Consider the following 21,560-nt stretch of genomic DNA (forward strand, 5'->3'; position numbering starts at 1 on the left):
GGCGTTCGGTCGAGTCCCGGGACGGGGTGGCGGTGTCGGGCTGGGGCGTTCGTTCAGGCGGCGGCTTTCGGCTCCGTCGCTGTCGGGTCCGCCCGGTCGGTCGGGTGGCCGGCTCCCAGGTCGCCCAGGATCGCTGCGGCGGCCCGGTGGGCCGAGTGCAGCGCGCCCTGGACGGTGCTGGTGTCCCGGTGGTCGCCGCACACGTACAGGCCCGCCAGCAGCCGCACCGGGCGCCGCGGGTCGTGCGGGGGCCGCATCGCGGGGACGGCCTCGGGGGTGTGGTGCACGGCGAGCGTCTCCCAGCGGGCGGTGGAGGTGCCGTAGAGACGGGACAGATGGCGGCGTACGGCCGTGTCGACGTCGGCCGGGGGCACGCCCAGGACCGTCGACGACACCAGGGCGCGGCCGGCGGGCGCGCGGGAGGGGTCGACGCGGCTGACCACCGCCGTGTGCGCCACCGGGCCGCCGCGCTCCGCGTCGAGCAGCAGGTACCCGCCCGTCTCCGGAGGCTCGTCGGTCGTGTGGTGGACCACCGTCACCGGGTGGAAGTCCGGTACGCGCAACCCGGGCAGCAGCTCGGCGGCGGCGCGCGCGTCGGTGGCGACCAGCACGGCCCGGCAGCGGATCTCCCCGTGCTCGGCGGTGGTCACCGAGGTGGTGGAGACCGAGGTGGCCCGTACGCCGGTGTGCACGGTGCCGGGCGGCAGCGTGCGCGCGAGCAGCTCCGGCAGGACCTCGGCGCCGCCCTCCGGCAGGCACAGCCGGCCGGAGGCGAAGGAGTGCAGGGCCAGGTCCGCGCAGCGGCTGGACGTGGTGAGATCCGGGTCGCACAACAGGGCGGCGAGCAGCGGACGCAGGAAGCCGTCGACGGTGCGGGCGGGCAGGCCGCGGGCAGCCAGCGCCTGCTGGGCCGTCAACTCGGGGCGCGACAGCAGGCGTTCGACCGGCGTGGCGGCGATCCGGCCGAGCGCGGCGCGCAGCCGCAGCGGCGTGCCGATCCCGCGGCGGCCGGGCGGCGGACCGTCGAGGAACGGCGCGGCGGACGACCGGGGAACGGACGGCCGGGAGAGGGACGCACGGGCGAGGGACGACGGCCGGGGAACCGGCGGGCGGGGGGCGCTTGCCAGGGCGCGCACTACGTGAAGTGCGCTCCTTGCGCTCCCTCCGTGCGCCGGAGCGCCCGTACGGAGGTGCCGTCCGTCGCTGTGCAGCAGGACCCCTGGCGCGAAGGGACGCAGCACGAGCGCGTCGAGCCCCGGGCTCAGGGCCAGTTGGGGATACGACGTGTTCAGCAGCTGTCCGATCCGGTCGAGCCGGAACCCGTCGACCTTCTCCGTCGACATGCGGCCGCCCACGTAAGGGGCGGCCTCCAGGACCGCAGTCGTCACTCCTGCGCTGGTCAGTCGATGCGCTGCCGCGAGCCCGGCGACCCCGGCTCCCACAACGACGACGTCCGCCTGATACGCGGGCTCAAGCACGTGCCCCTCCTCGAGGTTGCGCGGCCGGTGGAGCGGTAATGCCCGCGACCGGCGTCAGGAATACCCGAGTTCGCGTCGAGATTAGGGCCGCGCCGGGTCAGGGGCAGTCGCGCATCGGCAGGGCACGGTCGCACGGCGGTCGCACACGGTCGAAAGGTGTTCCGCGCGCGATCGCAAGGTGGCACGACGAGCGGTCACAGGCGTCACAGCGCCGCGCGGACGGCGTCCTCGATCCCCGGAAAGGCGAACGAGAACCCGGACTCCAGCAGCCGCTTCGGCACCACCCGCGCGCTGCCCAGCACATCGCCCGCCATCTCCCCGAGCACCGCGCGCAGGACCGGCGCCGGCACGGAGAACAGCGTCGGCCGTTGCAGCACCCGGCCCATGGCCGCGGTGATCTCACCGTTCGTCAGCGGCTGCGGCGCGGTGAGGTTGACCGGCCCGGACAGGCTCTCGGTGTCCAGCAGATGGCGCAGCGCGGCCACCTCGTCGTGCAGCGCGATGAACGACCAGAACTGCCGCCCGTCTCCCATCCGACCGCCCAACCCGGCCTTGAACAGCGGGAACAGCCGTCCCCACGCCCCGCCCTCACGGGCCACCACCAGCCCGGTGCGGGCGAACACCGTCCGGACGCCCGCCTCCCGCGCGGGAGCCGCGGCCTGCTCCCACTCGACGCACAGCGCCGGCAGAAAACCGTCCCCGGGCGGCGCGTCCTCGTCGACGGCGCGCTCGCCGGTGTCGCCGTAGTAGCCGATCGCGCTGCCGCTGACGAACACCCGCGGGGGCGCGTCCAGGGAGGCGACGGACTCGGCGAGCGTCGTCGTGCCGAGCACCCGGCTGTCCCGGATCGCCTTCTTGTACTCCTGCGTCCACCGGTGGTCGCCCACGCCCGCGCCGGCCAGGTTGACCACCGCGTCGCACCCGGCGAGCCCCGCCGCGTCCACGTACCGGCCGACGGGATCCCAGCAGACCTCGTCCTCGCCGCGGGCCGAACGGCGCACCAGGCGCACCACCTCGTGCCCGTCCGCGACCAGGGACCGCACCAGGGCACTGCCGATCAGACCGGACGCGCCGGCCACCGCGATTCGCGAACGTTCCATGCGTCCATCCTGCCCGCCGGGCCGCGGAAATCCCGGCGGGCCGGTCCGGTCCGCGCCGTAGAGTGACCGTCATGCCGGTTCCCTGCATACGCCACGCCACATTCGACGACGAGGACGGTCTCGGCCGGCTCGACCGTGAGACCTGGTCCACGGCGCACGCGGTCACCCCGCCCCCGCGGCAGCCCTACGAGCCCTTCTTCACGCACCGGTCGGGACCGCGCGACCACCTGGTCGCCGAACTCGGCGGCCGGCTGGTCGGCTACATCCGTCTCGGCTTCCCCACCGAACTGGCGTCGAACGCGCACGTCCGGCAGATCCGCGGACTCGCCGTGGCCGAGGAGGCCCGCGGCAGCGGGGTGGGCCGCGCCCTGCTGCGCGCCGCCGTCGAGGAGGCCCGCCGCCAGGGCGCCCGCCGGATCACCCTGCGGGTGCTGGGCCACAACACCCCCGCCCGCAAGCTGTACGAGTCCGAGGGCTTCGTGGTGGAAGGCGTCCAGCCGGAGGAGTTCCACCTGGGCGGCGCCTACGTCGACGACGTCCTCATGGGCCGCTTCCTCTGAGCCGCGGGGCCCGACGGAAGGCCCTGAGTCAAAGGAAGGCCCTGAGTCACGAGGCCACCAGCCGGCCCGTGTCCACCGGCGCGGTCGCGTGCGCCGCCCGCTGTGCGTCCGGGGCGACCTCGGCCGCCGTCAGGACGTATCCCGTCTCGTTGTCGGAGGTGGAGCGGGCGAAGACCACGCCGAAGACCCGGCCGTCCGTGGTGAGCAGCGGACCGCCGGAGTTGCCGGGGAGGACCGTGGAGCGGATCGAGTAGATCTCCCGGGTGACCGTGCCGTTGTTGTAGATGTTCTGGCCCGTCGCCCGGATCCGGTTCGCGACCGTCGCCGCCTGGAGGTTCAGGTCGCCGTCCTGCGGATAGCCCGCGACCACCGCCGAGTCGCCGCGCCCGGCGGTGTCGTCGAACCGCAGCACGGGGGCGTCCAGCCCGGGGACGTAGAGCACGGCCACGTCCCGGTGCGGGTCGAACAGCACCACCCGTGCCTCGTACGACCGTCCGACGCCGCCGATCCGTACGGCCGGATCGTCGATGCCCGCCACCACGTGCGCGTTGGTCATCACATGCTCCGGCGCGTACACGAACCCGCTGCCCTCGCGGCCCTGGTTGCCCGCGACGCCCTCGATCTTGACCGTGCTGAACCGGGCGGCGTTCGTCGCGCTCTCCGTCACGCTGTCCCCGGAGGGCCGGGCGACGCCCGCCGCCGGCTCGTTCTCGAAGGGGTTGAAGACCTGCGGGAAGCCCGCCTCGGTCAGCGCGGAGGTGGCACGCGAGAACCAGGCCGGGGTGGTGTCCGGCATCGCGTTCTGCACGGCGCCCAGAAGCCTGGAGTCGCGTATCGCCGACGTCACCACCGGGGACGAGGAGGCGGCCAGGACGCTCGCCGCCACCCAGGCCACGATCAGCACCGCCACCGTGTTGGCGGCGGCCCCGCCGATGCCGTCGGCCACCCGCAGCGGCCCGCGGTCCAGTTCGCGACGCAGCCGCAGGGCCAGGCGGCCCGCCAGTTCGTGCCCCACCACGGCCGGCACCAGCACGGTGAGCACGGCGGTGACCGTCGCCGTGGTCGTCCCGCGCGTGACGAAGTCCATCACCCACGGCAGGATCCACACGCCGACGACGGCGCCGCCGACGAAACCGGCCAGCGAGACGCAGCCGGCCACCAGTCCCCGCCGGTAGCCGGACGCGGCGTAGACGAGGATCACCAGCACCAACAGCAGGTCGAGCAGGTCCACTCACGCCGCCTTTCTCCTCGGATCCACACATACGCGCGGGACGGGTCCAGTGATCCGGGGACCGGCCATGTGTACGTGTACCACCAGAAACGTCCTGGACCGGGATGATGGTTCCACCAGGTGGCAGAGCGCACATCGCGGACGGACCGGAATCGGCCGAGGGTGGGCTCATGCGTGTTGTGCGAAGCGCCGGGCGGGCGCGCGGCCCGCGTCCGGAGCGGCCCCGCCGCGCTCTCGTGGCGCTCCTGTACTGCCTGTCGGGCGTCGCCGCCGTCGGCGCGCTGCTGCTGTACGTGTCCGGCTCCGGACGGACGACGTCCGTGTCCGTGCCCGCCGCCGTGCCCCGTCCGGCGGCCCCGGCGCACGACGCGCCCCGGCCGCGGATCGTGCCCCGCTCGGCCTGGCTGGACGCCACCGTGCGGCACGCCCAGCCGCCCCCGCGCTACGACGACAAGGTCGTCGCCGTCTTCGTGCACCACACCGACTCGCCCAACGGCTACGCCTGCGCCGACACCCCGAGCGTCATCCGCCGCCTGTACGCCGGGCAGACCGGCGCCCGCGCGTGGGACGACATCGGCTACAACTTCCTCGTCGACCGCTGCGGCACGATCTACGAGGGCCGCGCCGGCGGAGTCGACCGCGCCGTCACCGGCGCCCACACCCAGGGCTTCAACCACCGTACGGCGGGCATCGCCGCCATCGGCACCTTCACGGCCGGGACACCCGTGCCGCGTGCCATGACCGACGCGATCGCCGCGCTGACCGCCTGGAAACTGGGCCTGGCCGGAGTCGACCCGCGCGGCAGCGTCAGCCTCGTCTCCAGCAACGGGCAGAGCCGCTACGCGTCCGGCGCCACCGTCCTGTTCCCCGCCCTGGCCGGCCACAGGGACGGCTTCAGGACCAACTGCCCCGGCGCCGCGCTGACCGTGCGCCTTCCCGCGATCCGCGAAGCCGCAGCCCACCTCCAGAGCCGAACCTGAGCCGCCCACCTGGCCTTCCCGGCCCACGTGGCCTTTCCGACCCACCCGGCCTTCCTGGGCTCCCTGGGCCTCTTGGCCCTCTGGGGCCTCTTGGCCCTCCCGGGCCTCCTGTGCCCCACAGGTCTCCCGGGCTTCCCGGGTCTTCGGGGCCTCTCGGCCCTCCCAAGCCTCATGGGCCTCTGGACTCTCTAGGCTCTCCTGGGCCTCCCGGGCCTCCCGCGCTTCCCGGGCCTCTGGACTCTCACAGGCCTCCTGGCCCTCCCGGGCCCCTCGGACCACCGCCCAAGACACCCCCGTGGGGGCTGTCACAGCAGGCCCGTGGGTGCCGGGAGTTGGTCGGAGGCGCTACTCACGGAACCGGTCCCACAACTTCGGATAGCGCTGGGAGAGCGCCCCGTCGTCCTCGAAGTCGACCGGGGTGCCCTCCGGTTCCGCCGGGGCGGCCGGGATGCCGAGGTCGGGGGCGACCGTGCCGGTGAGCTGCTCGTAGGCCTCGTCGGCCGCGTAGCCGAGTTCCTCGCCGTCGCCGTCGACCTCCTCGTCGAAGTCGTCCAGCAGCTCTGCGAGCGAGTCCGGATCGTGCAGGGCGCCCTCGAAGACCTCCCGGCCCTGGCCGATCAGCCAGCACCGGAAGAAGTCGAAGGCGTCGTCGCTGGCGCCGTCCAGGAGCACCCAGGCGGCGCCCCACAGGTCCCAGCGGTAGGCCCGGTTGTACCGGGACTCGAAGTGACGGGCGAAGTCCAGGACCACCTCGGGATCGCAGCCCAGCAGCCGCTCGACGAGCAGGTCGGCCTGCTCCTCGGGATCACCCTCGGCGGCCTCGCGGCTGCCGTCGATCAGCTCCCAGAACTCCGTCTCGTCCATCACGGCTCAAGCATCGGCCCTCGCGCCGGGGGGCGCACGCGGAATGCGGCGGACCGTCAGGGGCGGTACAGCGCGGCCAGCCGTTCGGCGTCGCGCGCGAAACGCTCCCGCAGCGCCTCGGGAGCCAGCACCTCGACCTCCGGCCCGAGCGCCGTGAGCTGGGTGTGGGCGACCTCTTCGGACTCCACCGGCAGGGTCACCGTCACCCACCCGCTCCCGTCGCCGCCGGCCGCGGCCTCGACGGCCTCCAGTGCCGCCCGGGCCGGCACCGGTCCCACGGCGTGCGTCAGCCGCCGCAGGCCCTCCTCGGACAGCCGTACCACCACCTCGGCCCGCAGGACGGACCGCGCGAACTGCGCGGCCCGCTCCTCCCAGAAGGCGGGCAGGTCGAAGCCGCCGTCCCGCTCGAAGCGCTTCGCCGCGCCGGCGTCCACGGCCGCGAAACGGTCCACGCGGTAGACCCGGAAGGAGCCGGGCCCCACGACCCGGGCGCACAGGTACCACACGCCCGCCTTGAGTACGAGCCCGTACGGCTCCAGTTCCCGCGCGACCTCCTGCTCGCCGCGCCGGTAGCACGCGGTGATCAGCCGGTCGTCCCACACCGCCTCCGCGACCACCGGCAGCAGCTCGGGCGTCCTCGGCTCGCGGAACCAGTCGGGCGCGTCCAGATGGAAGCGCTGCGCCGCCGTACGGGAGGCGTCGCGCAGGGAGGGGAGCAGGGCCGCGGACACCTTCAGCCGGGCGGCCGAGGCGGTGTCCTCAAGCCCCATCTCGCGCAGCGCCCCCGGAACGCCGCTGAGGAAGAGCGCCTCCGCCTCACCGCGGTCGAGCCCGGTCAGCCGGGTGCGGTAGCCGCCGACCAGCCGGTAGCCCCCGGCCCGCCCCCGGTCCGCGTACACCGGCACGCCCGCCTCCGACAGTGCCTGCGCGTCCCGTGTGACGGTCCGCTCCGACACCTCCAGCTCCCGGGCGAGCTCGGCGGCGGTCATGGCGGGCCGCGACTGGAGCAGCAGCACCATTTTGATCAGACGGGCGGCACGCATACGGCCATCATGCCGGGGCCACCGACGACGAAGGGGCACGGCCGCGGCCGTACCCCTTCATCGTCATGCGGTGTGCCTCACAGGCCGTACTTCTCCCGGGCCTCCTTGACCGCCGAGGCCTTCACCTCGCCGCGCCGGGCGAGCTGGGCCAGGGCGGCGGCGACGATCGACTGGGCGTCGACGCCGAAGTGGCGGCGGGCGGCGTCACGGGTGTCCGACAGACCGAAGCCGTCGGCGCCCAGCGAGGTGTAGTCCTGCTCGATCCACTGCGCGACCTGGTCCGGGACCTGGCGCATGTAGTCGGAGACCGCGAGGACCGGGCCCTCGGCGCCCTGGAGCGCCCGGCGGACGTACGGCACCCGCTCCTCGCCGCGCAGCAGTGCCGCGTCGGCCTCCATGGCGTCCCGGCGCAGCTCGCCCCAGGAGGTCGCGGACCACACGTCGGCGGCCACGCCCCACTCCTCGGCGAGCATCCGCTGGGCGTCCAGCGCCCAGTGGATCGCCGTGCCGGAGCCGAGCAGCTGGATCCGCGGCGCGTTCGCCGGGACCGTCAGGCCCGCCGACTCCGCCGTGTTGAAGCGGTACAGGCCCTTGACGATGCCCTCGTCGACGCCGGGGGCGGACGGCTTGGCGGGCTGCGGCAGCGGCTCGTTGTAGACCGTCAGGTAGTAGAAGACGTCCTGGTCCTCGCCGGGCTCGGCCTGGCCGTACATGCGGCGCAGACCGTCCTTGACGATGGCCGCGACCTCGTAGGCGAACGCCGGGTCGTAGGTCAGCGCGGCCGGGTTGGTCGCCGCGATGACCGGCGAGTGGCCGTCGGCGTGCTGCAGACCCTCACCCGTCAGCGTGGTGCGGCCCGCGGTGGCGCCGACCAGGAAGCCGCGGCCGAGCTGGTCGCCGAGCTGCCACATCTGGTCGGCCGTGCGCTGCCAGCCGAACATCGAGTAGAAGATGTAGAAGGGGATCATCGCCTCGCCGTGCGTCGAGTACGACGACGAAGCGGCGATGAAGTCGGCCATCGAACCGGCCTCGGTGATCCCCTCGTTGAGGATCTGGCCGTTCTTGGCCTCCTTGTAGTACATCAGCTGGTCGCGGTCGACCGGCTCGTACGTCTGGCCCTTGGGGGAGTAGATGCCGAGCGAGGGGAACAGCGACTCCATGCCGAAGGTGCGCGCCTCGTCGGGGACGATCGGCACCCAGCGCTTGCCTGTCTCCTTGTCACGGACCAGGTCCTTGACCAGGCGGACGAACGCCATGGTGGTGGCCACGCTCTGCGAGCCGGAGCCCTTGTCGAAGGCGGCGAACGCCTTGTCGGCGGGGGCGGGCAGCGGCGCGACCGGGTGGACGCGGCGGGCCGGGGCCGGGCCGCCGAGCGCCGCGCGGCGCTCCTGGAGGTAGCGGACCTCGGGGGAGTCGGCGCCGGGGTGGCCGTAGGGGACCTGGCCGTCGGCGAAGGCGCTGTCCGGGATGGGCAGGTCCAGCAGATCGCGCATCTGCTTGAACTCGTCCGCCGTCAGCTTCTTCATCTGGTGGTTGGCGTTCTTCGACGCGAAGCCCGTACCGAGGGTGTGGCCCTTGACCGTCTGGGCCAGGATCACCGTCGGGGCGCCCTTGTGCTCCAGGGCGGCCTTGTAGGCGGCGAAGACCTTGCGCGCCTCGTGGCCACCGCGCGAGAAGTGGAAGCACTCGATGATCTTGTCGTCGCTCAGCAGCTTCGCCATCTCGGCCAGCGCCGGGTCGGCCCCGAAGAAGTCCTGGCGGATGTAGGCGGCGTCGCGGGTCTGGTACGTCTGGATCTGCGCGTCCGGTACCTGGCGCAGCCGGCGTACCAGCGCGCCCGTGGTGTCCAGGGCGAACAGCTCGTCCCAGGCGGAACCCCAGAGCGTCTTGATCACGTGCCAGCCGGCGCCGCGGAAGAGGGCCTCCAGCTCCTGCACGATCTTGAAGTTGGCGCGGACCGGGCCGTCCAGGCGCTGGAGGTTGCAGTTGATGACGAAGGTGAGGTTGTCCAGGCCCTCGCGGGAGGCGAGCGTCAGCGCGGTGGTGGACTCCGGCTCGTCCATCTCGCCGTCGCCGAGGAACGCCCAGACGTGGGAGTCGGAGACGTCCTTGATACCGCGGCTGGTCAGGTACCGGTTGAACCGGGCCTGGTAGATGGCGGAGATCGGGCCGAGGCCCATCGATACCGTCGGGAACTCCCACAGCCAGGGCAGGCGGCGCGGGTGCGGGTAGGACGGCAGGCCGTTGCCGCCGGACTCCTGGCGGAAGTTGTCCAGGTGCTGCTCGGACAGCCGGCCGTCGAGGAAGGCGCGGGCGTAGATGCCCGGGGAGGCGTGGCCCTGGATGTACAGCTGGTCGCCGGAGCCGTCGCCCTCCTTGCCGTGGAAGAAGTGGTTGAAGCCGGTCTCGTACAGCCACGCCGCGGAGGCGAAGGTGGCGATGTGGCCTCCGACGCCGTACTTGCTTCCGCGGGTCACCATCGCCGCCGCGTTCCACCGGTTCCACGCGGTGATCCGGGCCTCCATGGCCTCGTCACCGGGGACGGCCGGCTCGGCGGCGGTCGGGATGGAGTTGACGTAGTCCGTCTCGAGAAGCTTGGGCAGGACGACGCCGGCGCCCTCGGCGCGCTCCAGCGTACGGCGCATCAGATATGCCGCACGGTGCGGCCCGGCCGCCTTGGCAACGGCGTCCAGGGAGGCCTGCCATTCGGCGGTCTCCTCGGGGTCGCGGTCCGGGAGCTGGTCGAGCTCGCTCGGCTGGATGGCGTTGGGGTCGGTCATGTCGCCGCCTTCCTCAGTCGAAGGGGGTTCCCTCATCGGTAAGGGTTCGGGGGTGCCCTAGGTCTTTGGCAGGACAGGGCGTGAGGCTCTGGTGGAAGCCCAGCGGAGACTCTAACTCCCTGATCGATGATCGATCAAAGGTTTCAAGCGTAAAACCCTTCGATTTCGAGAAAGTCGGCACCCGGTGCCTTGGAAACGGGCACGCGGTGCCGCTTTCTCGAAGGGTTTTCGCAGGTGAGCGTACAGGTGCTCGGCTGCCTTCAAGGCCGCGGCGCGCAGCCGAGAACGTGCGACTTGACCAGTTCGGCGATCCGCGGATCCCGCCGCTTGAAGGCCTGCACCAGCTCCTCGTGCTCCTCCGCGTACGACTGCTGGACCGTCCCCAGCCAGCGGATCGACAGCGCGGTGAACACCTCGATGCCCAGGCCCTCCCAGGTGTGCAGCAGCACCGAGTTCCCGGCCGCGCGGACCAGCTCGCGGTGGAAGGCCACCGTGTGCCGCACCTGACCGGTGCCGTCGGACCTGCGGTCGGCCTCGTACAGCGCCGCCACGTGCGGCTCCAGGGCCGAGCAGTCGTCCGCCAGCCGCTCGGCCGCCAGCTCCGCCGCGATGGCCTCCAGGCCGGCCCGGACCGGGTAGCTCTCCTCCAGGTCGGCGGCGGTCAGATTGCGCACCCGCACGCCCTTGTTCGGCGCCGACTCGATCAGCCGCAGCGACTCCAGCTCGCGCAGCGCCTCACGCACCGGCGTCTGGCTGACCTCCAGCTCGGTGGCGATCCGCCGCTCCACGATCCGCTCGCCCGGCTTCCAGCGCCCGCTGACGATCCCCTCCACGATGTGCTCGCGGATCTGTTCGCGCAGCGAGTGGACGACGGGCGCGGTCATGGAGGGCTCCTTCAAGGGGGGACCCACGGGCCCCCGGGGGGCGTTCGACGTTTAGACAATACGGCTGTCAGCGTCCGGCGGAAGGGCGCATACGGGCGCTTTCGTGCAGGTGAGACGAGACTTACACGCCGTCATGGCCAAGAAACGGCAAACGCGGCGCCCCCGTCCGGAAGGTTCCGGACGGGGGCGCCGTACTGCTGGGTCCCGGGTGACGGGATCAGAGGCCGAGCTCGACCTCGAACTCGCCCGCCTCCAGGATCGCCTTGACCGCCGTCAGGTAACGGGCCGCGTCGGCGCCGTCCACCAGGCGGTGGTCGTAGGAGAGGGTCAGGTAGGTCATGTCGCGGACGCCGATGACCGTGCCCTCCTCGGTCTCGATGACGGCCGGGCGCTTGACGGTGGCGCCGATGCCGAGGATCGCGACCTGACCCGGCGGCACGATGATCGTGTCGAACAGCGCGCCGCGCGAACCGGTGTTGCTGATGGTGAAGGTCGCACCGGACAGCTCGTCCGGGGTGATCTTGCTGGCCCGGACCTTGCCCGCCAGGTCGGCGGTGGCCTTGGAGATACCGGCGATGTTGAGGTCACCGGCGTTCTTGATGACCGGGGTCATCAGGCCCTTCTCGGAGTCCACCGCGATACCGACGTTCTCGGTGTCGAAGTAGGTGATGGTCCCCTCGGCCTCGTTGATCTTGGCGTTGATGACCGGGTGGGCCTTCAGCGCCTGGGCGGCGGCCTTGACGAAGAACGGCATCGGGGAGAGCTTGACGCCCTCGCGTGCCGCGAACGAGTCCTTGGCCTGGGCGCGCAGGCGCATCAGGCGGGTCACGTCGACCTCGACCACCGAGGACAGCTGGGCCTGCTCGTGCAGCGCCTTGACCATGTTGTCGCCGATGACCTTGCGGATCCGCGGCATCTTCACGGTCTGGCCGCGCAGCGGGGAGGCCTCCAGGACCGGGGCCTTCTTCGCCGGGGCGGCCGGAGCGGCCGCGACCGGGGCGGCGGCGGCCTTCGCGGCCTCGGCCGCGGCGAGCACGTCCTGCTTGCGGATACGGCCGCCGACGCCGGTGCCCTTGACGGTGGCCAGGTCGACGCCGTTCTCGGCGGCGAGCTTGCGCACCAGCGGGGTCACGTACGCGCCCTCGTCGGTCGGCTGGGCGGCGGCCGGAACCGCGGCCGGGGCCGGGGTGACCGGGGCGGGCGCGGCCGGCGCGGGAGCCGGGGCCGCGGTCTGGACCGGAGCCGGAGCCGGAGCCGGAGCCGGAGCGGCCGGGGCCGCGGGGGCTGCCGGAGCCGGGGCCGGGGCGGCGGCCGGAGCCGGAGCGGCCGGAGCCGGAGCAGCGGCCGGAGCGGCACCGGGGGCGCCGATCACGGCGAGCTTGGCGCCGACCTCGGCGGTCTCGTCCTCACCGACGACGATCTCCAGCAGCACACCGGAGGTGGGCGCGGGGATCTCGGTGTCGACCTTGTCCGTGGAGACCTCGAGCAGCGGCTCGTCGGCCTCGACGGAGTCGCCGACCGACTTCAGCCAGCGGGTGACGGTGCCCTCGGTGACGGACTCGCCGAGCGCGGGCAGGACCACGTCCGTGCCGGTGGCGCCGGCGGGGGCCGCCGGCGCCGCGGGGGCGGCAGCGGGGGCCGGGGCGGCCGGGGCCTCGGCGGCCGGGGCCGGGGCGGGCTCGGCGACCGGGGCCGGTGCCTCGGCGGCGGCCGGGGCCGGGGCCGCGGCGGGGGCGCCGGAGCCGTCGTCGATGACGGCCAGCTCGGCGCCGACCTCGACGGTCTCGTCCTCGGCGACCTTGATGGAGGCCAGCACACCGGCGGCGGGGGAGGGGATCTCGGTGTCGACCTTGTCGGTCGAGACCTCGAGCAGCGGCTCGTCGGCCTCGACGCGCTCGCCCTCGGCCTTCAGCCAACGGGTGACAGTGCCCTCGGTGACGCTCTCGCCGAGCGCCGGAAGGGTTACGGAAACCGCCATGGTTTCGGTTGCTCCTAACGAATTACGGAAGTCTGTGTCGTCGCGCCCGATGACGTGAAGCGTCAGTCGTGGGAGTGCAGCGGCTTGCCGGCCAGGGCCAGGTGGGCCTCGCCGAGCGCCTCGTTCTGGGTCGGGTGGGCGTGGATGAGCTGGGCCACCTCGGCCGGCAGCGCCTCCCAGTTGTAGATCAGCTGGGCCTCGCCGACCTGCTCGCCCATGCGGTCGCCGACCATGTGGACGCCGACCACGGCACCGTCCTTGACCTGGACGAGCTTGATCTCGCCCGCGGTCTTGAGGATCTTGCTCTTGCCGTTGCCGGCCAGGTTGTACTTCAGGGCGACGACCTTGTCCGCGCCGTAGATCTCCTTGGCCTTGGCCTCGGTGATGCCGACGGAGGCGACCTCCGGGTGGCAGTACGTCACCCGCGGAACACCGTCGTAGTCGATCGGAACGGTCTTCAGACCGGCCAGACGCTCCGCCACCAGGATGCCCTCGGCGAAGCCGACGTGCGCAAGCTGGAGCGTCGGGACCAGGTCACCGACGGCGGAGATGGTCGGGACGTTGGTGCGCATGTACTCGTCGACGAGGACGTAGCCGCGGTCCATGGCGACCCCGGCCTCCTCGTAACCCAGGCCCTGGGAGACCGGGCCGCGGCCGATGGCGACGAGCAGGACCTCGGCCTCGAACTCCTTGCCGTCGGCCAGGGTGACCTTGACCCCGTCCTGGGTGTACTCGGCCTTCTGGAAGAAGGTGCCCAGGTTGAACTTGATCCCGCGCTTGCGGAAGGCGCGCTCCAGCAGCTTCGAGGAGTTCTCGTCCTCGACCGGGACGAGGTGCTTCAGGCCCTCGACGATCGTGACGTCGGTGCCGAAGGACTTCCAGGCGGAGGCGAACTCGACGCCGATGACACCGCCGCCCAGGATGATCGCGGACTTCGGCACGCGGTCCAGGACGAGGGCGTGGTCGGAGGAGATGATGCGGTTGCCGTCGATCTGCAGGCCCGGCAGGGACTTCGGCACGGAACCGGTCGCCAGGAGGACGTGGCGGCCCTGGATCCGCTGCCCGTTGACATCGACGGAGGTGGGGGAGGACAGCCGGCCCTCACCCTCGATGTAGGTCACCTTGCGGGACGCGATGAGTCCCTGAAGGCCCTTGTACAGGCCCGAGATGACGTCGTCCTTGTACTTGTGGACGGCGGGCACGTCGATGCCCTCGAAGCTGGCCTTCACACCGAACTGCTCGCTCTCGCGGGCCTGGTCGGCGATCTCGCCCGCGTGCAGCAGGGCCTTGGTGGGGATGCAACCCCGGTGCAGGCAGGTACCGCCGACCTTGTCCTTCTCGATCAGGGCGACGTCCAGGCCCAGCTGCGCCCCGCGCAGGGCCGCGGCGTAACCACCGCTGCCACCGCCGAGGATCACTAGGTCGAAAACGGTGCTGGCGTCGTTCGCCACGTCACGTCCTCCATGCATGTGCGCCGTACGCCGGTCGTCGGTGACCGGCAGGCGGCTGGTGTCCGGCCGCTTGAGTTTCGGCCCTTCGGTGGGGGCCCTGTCCTGCCGACGCCCATCTTCGCACTTGTCGGGAGTGAACGAGACGCGGGGCTGGAGTGTGATACACCCCACGTCGCGTGGGCGCGAGCGGCGCCCACGCGGCACGGCCGTCGTCCGGCGGACCGGACGACGGCCGCGGGACGAATCAGCCGAGGTCGCCGGAGGCGGCGAGTTCGGCGAGACGCACGAGCGTGCGGACCGCCGAACCGGTGCCGCCCTTCGGCGTGTAGCCGAACGGACCGCTCTCGTTGAAGGCCGGGCCCGCGATGTCGAGGTGCGCCCACGTGATGCCCTCGCCGACGAACTCGCGCAGGAACAGGCCGGCGACCAGCCCGCCGCCCATGCGCTCGCCCATGTTGGCCAGGTCGGCGGTGGGGGAGTCCATGCCCTTGCGCAGGTGCTCCGGCAGGGGCATCGGCCACGCCGCCTCGCCGACCTCCTCCGCGGCCTCGTGGATGGCGGAGCGGAACGCGTCGTCGTTCGCCATGATCCCGAAGGTACGGCTGCCCAGCGCCAGCACCATCGCGCCGGTCAGCGTGGCCACGTCCACGATCGCGTCCGGCTTCTCCTGCGAGGCGGCCCACAGCGCGTCCGCGAGGACGAGTCGGCCCTCGGCGTCGGTGTTGAGCACCTCCACCGTCTTGCCGCTGTACATGCGCAGCACGTCGCCGGGGCGGGTGGCGGAGCCGGAGGGCATGTTCTCGGCCAGCGCCAGCCAGCCGGTCACGTTGACCTCGAGGCCGAGCCGGGCGGCGGCGACGACGGCGGAGAACACGGCGGCGGCACCGCTCATGTCGCACTTCATCGTCTCGTTGTGGCCGGCCGGCTTGAGCGAGATGCCGCCCGAGTCGTAGGTGATGCCCTTGCCGACCAGGGCCAGGTGCTTCTTCGCCTTGGGGCTCGTGTACGACAGCTTGACCAGCCGCGGGGCCGACGCCGAGCCGGAGCCGACGCCCAGGATGCCGCCGTAGCCGCCCTTGGCGAGCGCCTTCTCGTCGAGCACCTGCACCTTCAGGCCGTGCTCCTTGGCCGCCTCCTGCGCGGCGGCGGCGAAGGCGGCCGGGTTCAGGTCGTTCGGCGGGGTGTTGATCAGGTCGCGGGCGCGGTTGAGCTCCTCGGACACGGCGGTGGCGCGCTCGACGGCCGCCTTGTACGCCTTGTCGCGGCCCTTGCCGCCGAGCAGCACGGCCTCGCCGAGCGGCGCCTTGCCGTTGCGGGACTCGGCGTCCTTGCCGTTCTCCTTGTAGCTGTCGAAGGAGTACGCGCCGAGCAGCGCGCCCTCGCCGACCGCGGCGGCGTCGGCGGCGTCCGCGACCGGCAGCGCGAAGCCGGCCTTCTTCGACCCGGCGAGGGCACGGGCGGCCGCACCGGCGGCCCGGCGCAGCGCCTCGGCGTCGTAACCGGAGTCCTTCTCGGGCCGCGGGCCGAGGCCCACCGCGAGCACGAGCGGGGCCTTGAAACCGGACGGCGCGGGCAGCTTGGTCACCTCGCCCTCGGCACCGGAGGCGCCGAGGGTCCCCAGGACGCCGGCGAGCTTGCCGTCGTACGCCTCGTCGACGGCCTCGGCGCCCGGTGCTACGACCAGGTCCCCAGACTTCGATCCAGAGTCCTTGGCGACACCGACCACGATCGCGTCGGCCCGCAGGCCGGGCGCCGCGGTGGTGCTGAGAGTGAGAGCAGTCACGGTGGTGAAATCTCGCTTCCCTGTGAAAGGTGGTTGGCCGAATTCGGGTGGGTCGACCGGGCCCGACCATAAGTCCTTCGTACGGTGCGGTCTTCACCCGGGCAGGCAAACACCCGGCACGAGCCTACGCGCGTCACGGCGCCGACGGCGGTGGTGGGAGGCCCGGACCGCCGACCGGGCGGGCAACTTCCCTGCACGGCAATGGAATCGGCGATGATCGTCGGACGTACGTCCGTCACGGCACCCAGGAGCCCGCCCGTTGAGAGCACTGATCCCGCGCGTCCTCGCGCCGACTGCGGCACTCCTGCTGCTCGCGGGCTGCGCCGCCCACCAGGACCGCCCCGGCGGCGACGACGGCCGCGGTGACGGTGCCGGCCGCCCGGCCGCCGGGCGCTGGCAGCCGCGCCCGGGCACGAGCTGGCAGTGGCAGCTCAGCGGCCGTCTCGACACCTCCGTACCGGCCGAGGTCTACGACATCGACGGCTTCGACCACCCGGCGGCCACGGTCGCCCGGCTGCACCGCGAGGGCCGCAGGGTGATCTGCTACCTCTCGACCGGCGCTTGGGAGGAGTTCCGGCCGGACGCGGGGAGGTTCCCGGCCACCGTCCTCGGCCGGGGCAACGGCTGGAAGGGCGAGCGCTGGCTCGACATCCGCCGTACCGACGTCCTCGAACCCCTGATGGCGTCCCGCCTCGACATGTGCCGCGAGAAGGGCTTCGACGCGGTGGAGCCGGACAACATGGACGGCTACAAGAACCGCACCGGCTTTCCGCTGACGGCCGCCGACCAGCTCCGCTACAACCGCCTGGTGGCGAAGCTGGCCCACGACAGGGGCATGGCGGTGGGCCTGAAGAACGACCTGGACCAGATCCCGCACCTGGTGGCGGACTTCGACTTCGCGGTCAACGAACAGTGCGCCCAGTACGGCGAATGCGCCGAACTGGAGCCCTTCGTCGCGGCGGGCAAGGCGGTGTTCCACGCCGAGTACGAACTGCCGACGAGCCGCTTCTGCGCGCAGTCCCGGCAGCTGAGGCTCAGCTCGCTGCTGAAGAAGTACGAACTGGGGGCGTGGCGCCGGACCTGCTGAACCGCCCGGCTCAGCGCAGCGCCAGGACGACCAGCACCGTGGTGGCGGCCGTCTCGGCGAGCGCGCCGAAGACATCGCCCGTCACACCGCCGAAGCGGCGCGTGCAGTGGCGCAGGAGAAGTTCGGCGGCGGCCAGGGCGGCGACCACCGCCAGCGCCGTGAGCACACAGGCGTCGGCGCCGAAGAACGCGCCCGCCGCCGCGGCGGCCGCCGCCACCACGAGCGCCGCGCCGATCGCGCCCGGCACCGGGACCACCCCGGCGACCGCGGCCCCCAGCCCCTCCGGCCGGGCGGCCGGCACCCCGGTGCGGGCGGCCAGCGTCAGGACCAGCCGGGCGACCGTCGCCGAGACGACGGCGGCGAGCGCCCCGCGGGCCCAGGAGCCGTCGTAGGCCCGGGTCAGCGCGGCCACCTGGGCCAGCAGCACGAACACGAGCGTGATCACCCCGAAGGGGCCGATGTCCGACTGCTTCATGATCCGCAGCGCGTCGTCGGCGGGCTTGCCACTGCCGAGTCCGTCAGCGGTGTCGGCGAGCCCGTCCAGATGCAGTCCACGGGTCAGCGCGGCGGGCACGGCGACGGTGCCGACGGCGGCGAGCGGCGCACCGGCGCCGACGAGGAGCAGCAGCAGGCCCACGGCCGCCGCCGCCACACCGACCACGAGTCCGGCGAGCGGCGCGCAGAGCATCCCGCCGCGCGCCGCCTCGCGGTCCCAGCGGCTCACCCTGACCGGAAGGACGGTGAGGGTGCCGAAGGCGAACCGCGGCCCGTGCGGCGAGGGGATCCTGAACACGCGGGCAGACTACGGGACCTGCGCCGGCCCCCCGGCGGGCGGGCGGGCGACCGGCGAAGGCGGCACACTGCGTACATGGGCCACTGGCTGGAGCGGAACATCGTCGAACCCGGCAAGCTGCCCCTGCTCCTGACCCTGGCCGCCTTCGTCCTCACCTTCGTGGTCACCCGGGTGATCACCCGCCTGATCCGGGCCGGGAAGGGCCCCTTCGGCAACGTCAAGGCCGGCGGTCTGCACATCCACCACGCCGTGCCCGGTGTCGTCCTCACCATCCTCGGCGGTTTCGGCGTAGTGGCCAGCAGCGGCCGGCACGCCGCCGCGACGGCGGTCTTCGCGGTCGTCTTCGGCGTCGGCGCGGGCCTCGTGCTGGACGAGTTCGCGCTGATCCTGCATCTGGACGACGTCTACTGGACCGAGTCGGGCCGCAAGAGCGTCGAGGTCGTGGTGCTCACCGCGGCGCTGGTCGCCCTGGTGCTGGCCGGTTTCTCCCCGTTCGGCGTCAACAACCTGTCCCAGTCCGAGTTGCAGGACCGCGGGGCGGTCATCACGAGCGTGGTCGTGAACTTCGTCTTCTCCCTGGTCGCCCTGAGCAAGGGCAAGGGCCGCATCGCCCTCTTCGGCGTGATCATTCCGTTCGTCGCGCTGTTCGGCGCGATCCGTCTGGCCCGCCCCGGCTCCTACTGGGCCAGGCGCTTCTACCGCCACCGCCCGCGCGCCCTGGCTCGCGCCGGCCGGCGCGCCGCCCGGCACGACCGCCGCTGGTCCGGCCCCCGCCGGGCGTTCCAGGACTGGATCGGCGGCAAACCGGACCAGCGGCCGGCCCGCCTGCCCGGGCGCAGATGACGCCGGCGCGCGCGACACCCGGTGCCGGGCCGCCGACAGCGCGCACAGCAGCAGCACCCCCGCGATCGCCGCCAGGTGCTCCTTGCCGGCCAGGTTCTGCTTCAGCGCGACCTCCAGCGCCATGGCCGCGGTCACCGCGCCCGCCGTGACGTACGCCCCGTAGCGCCAGCCGACGTAGACCGCGAGGCCCACCACGGCCGCCGACGGGCCGGTGTCCACCACCTGCGCGTCCGTGCCGGGCAGGCCGAGCGGGTGGTGCGGGCCGAGGGCGACGCCCAGACGCGCGTACAGGGTTCCGGAGAGCGTGGCGACGTAGGCGACGGCGAGGGTCCGCAGCCGGCCCAGGCAGATCTCGGCGATGCCGAACACACACAGGATCTGCGCCAGCGCGCCCCACACCGGCAGGTCCAGCGCGGGCACGAACAGCGACAGGGGAGTGCGCAGCAGCGCGAGCCACAGCGGCTCCTCCGCCCTTACGGCCCCGAGGTGCTGCACCAGGCCGTGGCCCCAGGACTGGTTCTGCACCAGATGGAGCACCGCCGTCAGGCTCACCGCTCCGGCGGTCATCGGAACGGCCCGCAGGCGCCGCTTCGGCAGCGGCTCGCGCACGGTGGTGTACAGCAGCCCCCATTCTGCGCGCGCCCAGCGGGCCAGTGCCGTCATCCGTGCGTCTCCCAGTGCCCTCGGTGCAGCCACTTCGGCGGTTCCGGCGGCTCCAGGAACCCCTCCGCGCGCGCCGCCGCGAGGCCGATGCGCAGCAGGTCCGCGCTCTTCTCGAAGAGCAGGAACCGCGGCTCCCAGATGGGCCGGTACTTGGCGTTCGCCCGGTACAGCGACTCGATCTGCCACCAGCGGGAGAACAGTCCGAGCAGCGAACGCCACAGCCTCAGCACCGGTCCGGCGCCGAGGCGCGCCCCTCGTTCGAAGACCGAGCGGAACACGGCGAAGTTGAGCGAGACCTGGGTGATCCCGATTTCCCGGGCGCGGCGCAGCAGGTCGAGCACCATGAACTCCATGAGCCCGTTGCCGGCGTGCCGGTCGCGCCGCATCACATCGAGGGACAGCCCGTGCGGCCCCCATGGCACGAAGGACAGCAGGGCCCTCAGCTCGCCGTCGGCGTCATGGCACTCCAGCATCACGCACTGCCCGTCCCGCGGGTCGCCCAGCCGGCCCAGCGCCATGCTGAAGCCGCGTTCGGTGGGCCCGTCCCGCCAGTCGTCCGCCCGCTCGACCAGGGACGCCATCTCGTCCGCCGGGATGTCCTCGTGCCGCCGGACGCACACCGAGTACCCGGCCCGACCGACCCGGTTGTAGGCCTGCCGCACGGTCCGCATGGCCCGCCCCTCCAGGGTGAAGCCGTCGACCTCGACCACGGCCTCGTCGCCCAGTTCCAGGGCGTCGAGACCATGCCGCGCGTACACCGTGCCGGCCTCCTCGCTGGCGCCCATCACGGCCGGGCTCCAGCCGTGCGCCCGCGCCTCGGCCAGCCATCCCTCGATGGCGCCGGGCCAGGCCTCCGGGTCGCCGAGCGGGTCCCCGGAGGCCAGGGACACCCCGCCAAGGACGCGGTAGGCGACGGCGGCCTTGCCGGTCGGCGACCAGAACACGCTCTTGTCCCGGCGCAGCGCGAAGTAGCCGAGCGAGTCGCGCTCGCCGTGCCGCTCCAGCAGCCCCCGCAGCCGCCTCTCGTCGTCGGCGGTGAGCGGGTCGACGGCGCGGCGGGAGCGGAAGGCGGCGTACAGGACGGCGAGGACCAGGGCCGTGGACAGTACGTTGATCGACACGTTCACCCAGTTCGGGGTGTGAATGTCGGGGAAGCGGGCCTCGGAGGCGGCGACCGAGACCAGCCGCAGCGTGCCGTAGTGCCAGCGCTGGAGGTACGTCGAACGCGCCGCGTCCGGCGCCTGGTTGGTGACCGTCACCAGCAGCGCGGCGAGCAGTGAGGAGGCCAGCAGCCCGCCGAGGCCGACGGCGGCGGCGAGCCGCGGATTGGCGCGGTCGCCCTTGGCGTAGAACTCGCGGCGGCCGAGCAGCAGCGCGGCGACGAAGGCGGCGGTGAGGGCCAGGGAGATCCAGTTCTGCGCCGAGCGGCGGATCTCCGGGAACGTCATGGTGAACGCGAACAGCGCGAGGAACGGCCCGGACAGCGCCAGGTTCAGGATCCAGGCAGCCCGCTTGCGCCGCCGCATGGTGATGGCCAGGAACGCGGCGAACACGCCGGAGGCGAAGCCGGCGGTCAGCAGGTACGGCGTGAAGAGATCCTCCTGGTTGTGCCGCCGCACGTCCTGCCCCAGGGAGACCCACGCCGCGCTGAGGAAGTTGACGAACGCGACCGCCCGCAGGTACCAGACGGCGAACGCGGCCGCCCGCCGCGAGGCCCCGCCGCCCGGCCGTCCCGCCTCGGCCACGCGAACCGGGCCCTGCTCCTCACGCACGGCAATTCGGGCATCTCCCATGAACAGTGATCATATGGGTGTCTCCCCGACGGGCGTCCCTTTTCACCCGCCGTCCGTGCGCGACGCGGCCCGCTGTTGAAGGGTGCAGGGGCCCGCTGCGCGTGGGTGGCCGTCCGGTCCTTCGCGGCTGATCGCCGTGTTCCGGTGCGGATCCGGGGGCGACGTTGCGCCGCGGTCGGCGGTCGGCGGGTGACGGGCGACGGGCGACGGGGGTGCGTGGCTCGGTGCGTCGGGGTTGCGGCTCTGCCG

The 21,560-nt window shown here is 72.9% G+C and carries 16 protein-coding genes and 1 pseudogene; 4 read left to right on the forward strand and 13 right to left on the reverse strand.

From position 1 onward, the window contains the following. Positions 1-53: 53 nt before the first annotated feature. Positions 54-1,478: an NAD(P)/FAD-dependent oxidoreductase gene (locus tag ABZ818_RS02115; RefSeq protein ID WP_361409339.1), complete on the reverse strand. Its 1,425-nt coding sequence runs from the start codon at positions 1,476-1,478 to the stop codon at positions 54-56. A 203-nt stretch (positions 1,479-1,681) separates the two neighbouring features. Beyond that, positions 1,682-2,578 carry a TIGR01777 family oxidoreductase gene (locus tag ABZ818_RS02120; protein ID WP_361409341.1) on the reverse strand — a complete coding sequence of 299 codons (897 nt, stop codon included), beginning with the start codon at positions 2,576-2,578 and terminating at the stop codon, positions 1,682-1,684. 71 nt (positions 2,579-2,649) lie between these two features. Between ABZ818_RS02120 and ABZ818_RS02125 the strand changes: the two genes are divergently transcribed. Continuing rightward, positions 2,650-3,138 carry a GNAT family N-acetyltransferase gene (locus ABZ818_RS02125; protein WP_361409344.1) on the forward strand — a complete coding sequence of 163 codons (489 nt, stop codon included), beginning with the start codon at positions 2,650-2,652 and terminating at the stop codon, positions 3,136-3,138. Positions 3,139-3,184: 46 nt separating this feature from the next. Here ABZ818_RS02125 and ABZ818_RS02130 read toward each other — a convergent pair whose 3' ends face one another. Beyond that, positions 3,185-4,369 carry a MarP family serine protease gene (locus ABZ818_RS02130; protein WP_361409347.1) on the reverse strand — a complete coding sequence of 395 codons (1,185 nt, stop codon included), beginning with the start codon at positions 4,367-4,369 and terminating at the stop codon, positions 3,185-3,187. Between the two features lie 170 nt (positions 4,370-4,539). On the opposite strand from ABZ818_RS02130, the gene ABZ818_RS02135 reads away from it, so the two are divergent. After that, entirely contained in the window at positions 4,540-5,349 is an 810-nt protein-coding gene (locus ABZ818_RS02135) for a peptidoglycan recognition protein (RefSeq protein WP_361409351.1), read from the forward strand. 345 nt (positions 5,350-5,694) lie between these two features. Here ABZ818_RS02135 and ABZ818_RS02140 read toward each other — a convergent pair whose 3' ends face one another. The 7 genes from ABZ818_RS02140 to ABZ818_RS02170 form a co-directional block, all read right to left on the reverse strand. Continuing rightward, positions 5,695-6,213, reverse strand: a complete 519-nt coding sequence (locus ABZ818_RS02140; protein ID WP_361409610.1) for a DUF4240 domain-containing protein — start codon at positions 6,211-6,213, stop codon at positions 5,695-5,697. Positions 6,214-6,269: 56 nt separating this feature from the next. After that, complete coding sequence (locus ABZ818_RS02145; RefSeq protein WP_361409354.1) at positions 6,270-7,256, reverse strand: WYL domain-containing protein; 987 nt, start codon at positions 7,254-7,256, stop codon at positions 6,270-6,272. 77 nt (positions 7,257-7,333) lie between these two features. Continuing rightward, positions 7,334-10,036, reverse strand: coding sequence for a pyruvate dehydrogenase (acetyl-transferring), homodimeric type (gene aceE, locus ABZ818_RS02150; protein WP_361409357.1), 2,703 nt, complete (start codon positions 10,034-10,036; stop codon positions 7,334-7,336). Positions 10,037-10,296: 260 nt separating this feature from the next. After that, on the reverse strand, positions 10,297-10,920 hold the full coding sequence (locus tag ABZ818_RS02155; RefSeq protein ID WP_361409360.1) for a GntR family transcriptional regulator: 624 nt from the start codon (positions 10,918-10,920) through the stop codon (positions 10,297-10,299). 217 nt (positions 10,921-11,137) lie between these two features. Then, the gene (sucB, locus tag ABZ818_RS02160; RefSeq protein WP_361409363.1) at positions 11,138-12,898 is read right to left on the reverse strand and encodes a 2-oxoglutarate dehydrogenase, E2 component, dihydrolipoamide succinyltransferase; all 1,761 of its coding nucleotides are present in this window, start codon (positions 12,896-12,898) and stop codon (positions 11,138-11,140) included. Between the two features lie 62 nt (positions 12,899-12,960). Next, complete coding sequence (gene lpdA / locus ABZ818_RS02165; RefSeq protein ID WP_141361564.1) at positions 12,961-14,349, reverse strand: dihydrolipoyl dehydrogenase; 1,389 nt, start codon at positions 14,347-14,349, stop codon at positions 12,961-12,963. 244 nt (positions 14,350-14,593) lie between these two features. Further along, positions 14,594-16,132, reverse strand: coding sequence for a leucyl aminopeptidase (locus ABZ818_RS02170; protein WP_361409367.1), 1,539 nt, complete (start codon positions 16,130-16,132; stop codon positions 14,594-14,596). A gap of 271 nt (positions 16,133-16,403) precedes the next feature. Between ABZ818_RS02170 and ABZ818_RS02175 the strand changes: the two genes are divergently transcribed. Further along, on the forward strand, positions 16,404-17,219 hold the full coding sequence (locus ABZ818_RS02175; protein ID WP_361409613.1) for an endo alpha-1,4 polygalactosaminidase: 816 nt from the start codon (positions 16,404-16,406) through the stop codon (positions 17,217-17,219). 10 nt (positions 17,220-17,229) lie between these two features. Here the strand turns inward: ABZ818_RS02175 and ABZ818_RS02180 are convergent, their stop codons facing one another. Continuing rightward, positions 17,230-18,012, reverse strand: a complete 783-nt coding sequence (locus ABZ818_RS02180; RefSeq protein WP_361409370.1) for an adenosylcobinamide-GDP ribazoletransferase — start codon at positions 18,010-18,012, stop codon at positions 17,230-17,232. A 75-nt stretch (positions 18,013-18,087) separates the two neighbouring features. Here ABZ818_RS02180 and ABZ818_RS02185 point away from each other — a divergent pair, with 75 nt between their 5' ends. Continuing rightward, positions 18,088-18,855 (forward strand): hypothetical protein, encoded by a 768-nt coding sequence (locus ABZ818_RS02185; RefSeq protein WP_361409373.1) that lies wholly within the window; start codon positions 18,088-18,090, stop codon positions 18,853-18,855. Positions 18,856-18,873: 18 nt separating this feature from the next. Here the strand turns inward: ABZ818_RS02185 and ABZ818_RS02190 are convergent. Both ABZ818_RS02190 and ABZ818_RS02195 read right to left on the reverse strand, forming a co-directional pair. Next, positions 18,874-19,518, reverse strand: a pseudogene (locus tag ABZ818_RS02190) (hypothetical protein); the annotation flags it as partial. Further along, a complete protein-coding gene (locus ABZ818_RS02195; RefSeq protein WP_361409376.1) occupies positions 19,515-21,311 on the reverse strand; it encodes a phosphatidylglycerol lysyltransferase domain-containing protein in 1,797 nt (598 codons plus the stop codon). The gene ABZ818_RS02195 and the pseudogene ABZ818_RS02190, both read right to left, overlap by 4 nt. Between the last annotated feature and the right edge of the window lie 249 nt (positions 21,312-21,560).

Origin of the sequence: Streptomyces sp. NPDC047453, assembly GCF_040643155.1 — a bacterium.
Taxonomy (GTDB): domain Bacteria; phylum Actinomycetota; class Actinomycetes; order Streptomycetales; family Streptomycetaceae; genus Streptomyces.